6 protein-coding genes are annotated in these 7,797 nt (G+C 31.0%); 5 read left to right on the top strand and 1 reads right to left on the bottom strand.

Annotated features, from left to right (window positions below):
* Positions 1-2: 2 nt before the first annotated feature.
* From HBE96_RS23525 to HBE96_RS23545, 5 genes are all read left to right on the top strand, one after another.
* Complete coding sequence (locus HBE96_RS23525) at positions 3-1,229, top strand: ABC transporter permease (RefSeq protein WP_169300133.1); 1,227 nt, start codon at positions 3-5, stop codon at positions 1,227-1,229.
* Positions 1,230-1,233: 4 nt separating this feature from the next.
* Positions 1,234-2,349: a hypothetical protein gene (locus HBE96_RS23530; RefSeq protein ID WP_169300135.1), complete on the top strand. Its 1,116-nt coding sequence runs from the start codon at positions 1,234-1,236 to the stop codon at positions 2,347-2,349.
* A 596-nt stretch (positions 2,350-2,945) separates the two neighbouring features.
* Complete coding sequence (locus HBE96_RS23535; protein ID WP_169300136.1) at positions 2,946-3,992, top strand: PocR ligand-binding domain-containing protein; 1,047 nt, start codon at positions 2,946-2,948, stop codon at positions 3,990-3,992.
* Positions 3,993-4,204: 212 nt separating this feature from the next.
* Complete coding sequence (locus HBE96_RS23540; RefSeq protein WP_169300137.1) at positions 4,205-5,554, top strand: glucose-6-phosphate isomerase; 1,350 nt, start codon at positions 4,205-4,207, stop codon at positions 5,552-5,554.
* A 74-nt stretch (positions 5,555-5,628) separates the two neighbouring features.
* Complete coding sequence (locus HBE96_RS23545) at positions 5,629-6,066, top strand: YaiI/YqxD family protein (RefSeq protein WP_169300138.1); 438 nt, start codon at positions 5,629-5,631, stop codon at positions 6,064-6,066.
* Positions 6,067-6,154: 88 nt separating this feature from the next.
* Here the strand turns inward: HBE96_RS23545 and HBE96_RS23550 are convergent, their stop codons facing one another.
* On the bottom strand, positions 6,155-7,573 hold the full coding sequence (locus HBE96_RS23550) for an amino acid permease (protein ID WP_169300139.1): 1,419 nt from the start codon (positions 7,571-7,573) through the stop codon (positions 6,155-6,157).
* Positions 7,574-7,797 lie beyond the last annotated feature (224 nt).

The following is a 7,797-nucleotide window of genomic DNA, read 5'->3' on the forward strand; positions in this document are numbered from 1 at the left end:
AAATGGAGGTGTTTTTTCAAGAGTTAAAAAGACAGCTTAACTTTAAAAGACTGCTGACATATGTTTTAATTTCAATTATGCTGGCAGGATTATGGGCGTGGTTTATTGTAGGGGGAGCCACTGAAGATTTTATGCAGACAGGATGTTACAAGGGCTATAAAGGTAAATCAGCAATAGAAGCAGCAGCTAAAGACAGAAACGTTACTGCTGGAGAAATGACTGAAGATAAATTTCAAAGGGGCTGTGATGCGTTACTTCACTCATTAAAGGGTGACAAGGATAGTGATATTGTGATGAGTAAAGATTTACTGAAACATGCTGTTTATGCTGATATTTTGGTTATGCAGGAGCTAAGACTTAGGAATATGAGAGGAGAATCTACAAAGGATCTTTTGCATATTCAAAAGGATGCGGGAAAGCACTTTTATGAAAATGAAGACTTATATTATCGCAATTATATAGATAAAAATGCACATAACCAAAGAGAAAAGGACTTAGCTCTGTCAACCTGGCATAAGGCGAAAAAACCTTATATTTATTACAGTGGGTTTAAACAATGGGATGAAGGAATTGGACACATGATGATTTTTTCATTTGTGCTTATGGTTATGGTAGGGATTTTTGCAGGCTCCATTATAGCGAAGGATAAAGAAAATGGAATGGATGAAATTATAAAAGCTACAACAAAGGGTAGAAAAAGTCTTACAGCAGCAAAGATTGTTATACCTTGGATTATGGCATCTATTATCTATCTTTGCGGAGTAGGTGTTTATGTTATACTTCTTAATCAGTCATTACCTCATGATGCTTTAAATACATCAATACAGGTTTCAGGCAAAAGTTTTTTCCCCTACAATGAAGGAGAATTACTTAAAAAGTTATTTATTTTCGGAGCAGTAGGAATTTTAACCATAGCAAGCTTTGCTACATGGATTTCATCTATAGTTAAAAAATCATCAAGAGCCATTGAGTTTTGTATATTAACAATATTGGGAGCTTTTCTTTTTGGTATATTTATCAATATAAATTCTCCTGTTATTAATGTAATTAAGATGTTATTACCAGGAGAAGTAGTATTTTCATATTTAGAATTTGTAGAATTGGTAAAATTCCCTATGACAACAATTTTGGGAAAAGTTTTTTGGATGCCGTCAATTTTACTTATGGTGAGCGGAATTACATTCTTAATTAGTACAGTATTCACAGCATTAAACTATAGAAGGAGGTAAAGAGGTGATATATCAAGAATTAAAGCGCCGACTTTTTACAAGGTATGTACTTTTCTCAATAATAGGAATGTTTCTTTTAACCGCTGGATTAAGTATAGCACTGATAGGAGGAGAAAAGAATCTACATGAAGTGATGAAAGAAGAGGGTATATATTCAGGTGAAATGACTGAAGATAAATTATGGTTGGGGCTTAAAAATGTGAGAGATCAAAAATCAGAGGAAATAAAATATCAACCAATTATAACTTTTATACAGGGTTTAGTGGAGGTTTACCCTGGAGTGCTTTTCTCTGAAAAAAGAATTCAAGATTACCCTGATGCCTATGCCAAGAATTTTTATGGATGCTGGAGAAAAAAGTCAATTGCACTTATAGAAAAAATACCTCAAAAGGATCAGAAAAAGGCATTTAAAGAATTGAACAAGGTAAAAACACCTTTTGTTAAGTATTCTGGATGTTATCTTTGGAATTTAGGAATTGATAATCTTAAGTTTCCTTATCTAATAATTATATTCATGGTTGCATTTTTTGCAGCAGCCACCTATTCTGACAGTATGGAAGACGGTAGTATGGAAATTATTTATGCAACAAAATTAGGAAAAAAGATGATGTTTCTTCGTCTTTTGCCAATTATGATATATGGTCTATTGTTAACATTGGTAGCAACACTTAGTACAGTGTTAATTCTAGGTTCGGTTACAGGATTTCAAACTTTGGAGAGTAGTTTGAAAGTATTTGCATTATTTTCTATAGGGAACTTTACATTAGGAGATGGAATACTTTTGATGTTTGTAAGTGAACTTTTAGGAGTGCTGGCTTTAACGACTGTTATGGGATGGATATCATATAAAACAGCAAATACAAGTTTGGCTACAGTAATGGGAATTGCAATAAATGTTTTTTACATCATTATGGCTTTATTCATAAAGGTGCCATGGGAATTCTCTCAACTTATATTAAATGCATTTCCAATGGCATCATCACAGGTGATACGTGAAGTGTCTGGATTTTGTTTTGATATGTCAATTTGGCGACCATACGCAGTTATGGTGAATATGGTTGTGGTATTCATTGGATTTGGTATGTTACTCAATTATGCAATTTGCAAAAAGAAAATATAATTAAATAATTTTCTAAAATTGTATACTATTTGGAGATATTAACCAATATGCCTAAGTTGAGAATTTTAGAATTGAATGAAGTAAAGCTTAAAGATAATGATGATTTTGAGAAAATTTTAAATTTAAAACAATTATCAACTTAGTGAGTGGAGAGTAAAGAAAGCAAACAATTGTTCTAAGTAAACATTTACAAAAAATTTAAAAAAAGTAAACAGCTAATACAAAACTAGAGCATAAAATAATAAGTGCCCTAAGTTATTAAACTTAGTGAAACAAAAGCTGACTTTTTATCAGGCATTAGTGATTTCACTAATGCCTGATTCTATTAAAAAAGTAATTAGTTATTTGGGATATTTTAAAAATATAGTATATATAATGAAAAAATGCTAGGGAATCATTATTCTTATTTAAAAACCCTTATTTTATATCATAAGTTCATTAGTTGCAACAAAATAATACAAAAATAGGGTTATTTTTTAAACTAAGAACATAAAACCATATTACTTAAATAATTTATATGATATAATAATAAAAAATATTAATTGATTTTTATACTAATTTAAAGTAAATAAGCTTATTATATTGGAGGAATTATTATGATAAAAATTAATAATGGTACTGATGTGGATTTGGATTTATTAGAAATAAAGGATGTTATTGACATTAGTTTGCTTCAAAAATTTCAGGATAATTTTGCAGAAAGTATGAACATTGCTAGTGTAACGGTAGACGTTAATGGAAATGAAGTAACTAAGCCAAGTTCTTATACAGATTTTTGTGCAAATTATACACATTCAACTAAAATAGGTGATGACAGATGTGCTGAGTCACATAGAAGAGGCGGCGAAGAAGCTGCAAAAACAGGAAGACCTTATATATACACTTGCCATGCAGGACTAATTGATTTTGCTGCACCTATAGTAGTAGATGGTAAACAAATTGGAACAATTTTAGGTGGACAAGTATTAACTTCTAGTCCAAATGAATCAAAGTTTAGACAAACTGCAAAAGAAATAGGAGTTAATGAAAACGGATTTGTTGAGGCAGCAAATAAAGTAAAAGTTACCAGTGAAAAAGGTGTAAGAGCAGCCGCAGAGGTTTTATATATTATTGCTAATGCATTATCAAAAATAGGATATGAAGAATTAAAAATTAAAGGTATGTCTCAGGTACTTTCTGATAATTTTAATCAAATATCAGCAACTATGGAAGAATTATCAGCATCTTCAGTTAATGTTACAAATAATCAACATACTTTAAGTGAAGAAATAGTTAATGTAAAAAAAATATCTATGGAAATTAATTCAATACTTGATTCAATAAAAAGTATAGCTGATCAAACAAAAATGCTTGGATTAAATGCATCTATAGAGGCAGCAAGAGCAGGAGAAGCAGGAAGAGGTTTTGGTGTAGTTGCAAAAGAAATAGGAAACTTATCACAGAATTCTAAACAAACAGCTTTAAAGATATCTGAGCTTACATCAAAGATACAGCAGTCAGTAGATAAAACTATAGAATCTTCTAATTCTACATTAGAAACTACAGAACAGCAATCATCCGCAATTCAAGAAGTTACAGCAAACTTACAGGAAGTTACACAACTTACAGATAAGTTAAATACAATGGCAAATGCTAAAAAATAAAAATAGATGGTTAGTGTAAATTAATTTTTGATTTGCACTAACCATTTCTTGTTTAAATTTTTATTATGGATGAATAATATTACTATAAGTTTTATAAGTAAATGTTTACAAATGCATGTTTATGAAAAATTTGTATTTGCAAACTTGATTTATGCAAATAAATAGAATAGAATTTCAGTAGAATAAGTTAATAAAAATTTGGAGGTAAAAGCATGTCAAAAAATTTAACATTAGATTTAAGTAAAGCAGTACCTTATTTAGAGGAGCATGAAATACAAGGTTTACAACCTTTTGTAAATGAAGCTCATAAAATGCTCCATGAAGGAACTGGTGCTGGTAATGATTTTTTAGGATGGATGGATTTACCCGTAAATTATGATAAGGAAGAGTTTGCAAGGATAAAAAAGGCAGCAGAAAAAATAAAAAAAGATTCAGACGCTCTTATAGTTATAGGAATTGGTGGATCATATTTAGGAGCCAGGGCTTCAATAGAAATGCTGTCACATACTTTTAGCGGGAGCATATCAAAAGATAAAAGAAAAAGCCCTGCTATATTTTATGTAGGAAATAACATAAGTTCAACTTATATGGCAGATTTATTAGAAGCTGTAGAAGGTATGGATCTATCTGTTAATGTTATATCAAAGTCAGGAACAACTACAGAACCAGCCATAGCTTTTAGAATATTTAAAGATTTAATGGAAAAGAAATATGGTAAAGATCAGGCTAAACAAAGAATATTTGCTACTACAGATAAAGCAAAGGGAGCATTGAAAACTTTAGCTGATGCAGAGGGTTATGAAACTTTTGTAATTCCAGATAATGTAGGTGGAAGATTTTCTGTTTTAACTCCAGTAGGATTACTTCCAATAGCTGTGGCAGGAATAAATATAGATGAGATTATGCATGGCGCTGCTGATGCAAGAGAACAGTACAGCTCACCAGATTTAAATAAAAATGCAGCATATAAATATGCAGCTGCAAGAAATGCTTTATATAGAAAAGGTAAAACTACAGAGATGTTAGTTAATTTTGAACCTTGTTTACATTATTTTGGTGAATGGTGGAAGCAATTATTTGGAGAAAGTGAAGGGAAAGATAACAAAGGAATGTTTCCTGCAGCAGCAGATTTTTCTACAGACTTACATTCTATGGGGCAATATATTCAGGAAGGCCTAAGGGTTTTAGCTGAAACATTTATAAATGTTGAAAAATCAAGGAAAAGCGTAATTATAGAAGAGAATAAAGATAATTTAGATGGATTAAATTTTTTAGCAGGAAAATCTATGGATTTTGTAAATCAACAAGCTTTTAGAGGAACTATTTTAGCCCACAGCGATGGAAATGTTCCAGCTATGGTTGTAAATGTTCCAGAATTGACAGAATATTATTTTGGACAAATGGTATATTTCTTTGAAAAAGCTTGTGCTATTAGTGGATACTTATTGGCTGTAAATCCATTTAATCAACCAGGTGTTGAGGCATATAAGAAAAACATGTTTGCTCTTCTTGGAAAACCAGGATATGAAGACATGAAGGCTAAATTAGAACAAAGACTTTAGTTTTGTAAAATAAGCATATTGCGAAGCAAAGCTTCGCAATATTTTTAAATTGTTAATTGAAAAGGGAGTATTTTATGAGAATAATAGTAGACGCAGATGCATGTCCAGGTAAACACATGATTGAAAAAGCAGCAAAAGAAAACAATATAGATGTTATTATGTATTGCGATATAACACATGTAATAACTAGTGATTATAGTGTTGTGAAATATGTAGATAAGGGATTTCAAAGTGTAGATGTAGCTTTAACAAATGCTGCAAAGAAAAATGATATCATAATTACCCAGGATTATGGGGTAGCAGCCATGGCTCTTGGCAAAAAGGCATATGCTATAAGTCCTAAGGGGTATATTTATGATGATAATAATATAGATAAACTTTTATTTGAAAGACATATATCAGCTAAAGTAAGACGTGGTGGAGGAAAAACTTCAAGTCCTAAGAAAAGGACAAAAGAAGATGATGAAAGACTTTATCAAAATTTGACTAAATTAATAAAGCAAAAGGACTAGCTTTATTTTAGTCGTTTTCATATTTAAGTATAAGTCCTTCAAAAAAATTCATTAGGAGATATTTTTCCTCTTACCTGCTGCTTACCACTTATACATTCAGATCATTATTTTTAGTACTTTTAATTTTATCAGCAAACAACTTATATCCTGCATATAAAAGTAATATCATAGGCAATCCAAAAATTATAGCTAATCTTTCTGTAGGATCAATTACCATAGCAATTACAATTATAATATATGTTACAACTGCAAATATTGGAGTGAATGGGTAAAATGGAGTTTTATATTTTAAATCTTCAACCTTATTTCCGGCTGCTATATAACGCTTTCTGAAACGCATCTGGCATATGCAGTCAATAGCATAAACAAATATATCTATACTAGCAAGAAGTGATATTAAGAAAAGATAAACGGTGTCAGCTGCTATAAAACTGGATATTATTGCAAATCCGGCAAACATTATTGAAATAATAAGTGAATATATAGGAACTTTTTTATTATTTGTTTTTGCTAATATTTTAGGTGCTTGTCCGTGTTTTGAAAGAGACCACAGCGTTCTTATACTGGCATATAAAAAACCATTAGCGGAAGATAATGCTGATGTAACTACTATTATATTAACTAAAAGTGTGGCTGAGTTTATACCAGCACTTCTAAACATATATGCAAAGGGACTTCCTGCAAGATTAGCCTGTCTCCAAGGAAGTACGCAGCCAATTAATATAACACATACTACATAACACAACGTAATACTAATTAAAAATCCTCTTATTGCTTTTGGCATTTCAACTCCAGGATTTTTGGTTTCTCCTGCAGCAGTTGCAATAAGATCTGAACCACCAAAAGCAAATATAGCAGATAACATTGATACTAAGATTGCCTTTAGGCCATTAGGAAATGCACCACCATCATTAACAAAGTTACTGAATCCAATGGCTTTTCCCCCTATAATACCTGTCATAATTCCAATACCAGTAATTACAAACAATATTACAGCAATAACTTTAATGCTGGCAAACCAAAATTCTACTTCTCCATAATTCTTAGATGGAAGTATGTTAAGTAAAACTAATAGTATAGTAAAAGCAACTGTCCAAACTAAAGAATTTACATTAGGGAATATGTTTTTCATTATAATTGATGAAGCAACTACCTGAGCTGTAACGGTAACTGCGCAGCTTATCCATTTCATCCATCCTGTTGTAAATCCCATTGCATCATTTATTAGTTCAGTTGCATATGCTTGAACATTACCAGCTACAGGCATTGCTACTGTAAGCTCACCAAGGCAAGACATCATAAGACACATAATTAAAGACCCGATTAAATATGCAACTACAGCACCACCTGGACCTGCATTATGTATAACATATCCAGAAGCCAAAAATATGCCAGTACCAATAGTTGAGCCAATAGTATACATTTGAATGTGTCTGTTTGAAAAATTACGTTCAAGACCCTTGGATTTATCAAGAACTTTTTTTACTTCATTTTGTTCTGTCCCCATTTTATTACCTCCAAATTAATATTGTTAGTGTAAAATTTTTTTACACTATTTTTATAAATTTTCTTTATATATCAAGGGTTACAGAGTTTTTTAAATAAAAAAAACAATGACCCCCTATTTCATGTTATAATTGAATCTCTCACCAAACAAAAATATACATGAAAGGATGTCATTGTTATGGATTCAATTATAACTTATTTAGTTTTGTATAATCAATATCTTTT

The sequence above is a fragment of the Clostridium muellerianum genome (assembly GCF_012926525.1).
Lineage (GTDB): Bacteria > Bacillota > Clostridia > Clostridiales > Clostridiaceae > Clostridium_AM > Clostridium_AM muellerianum.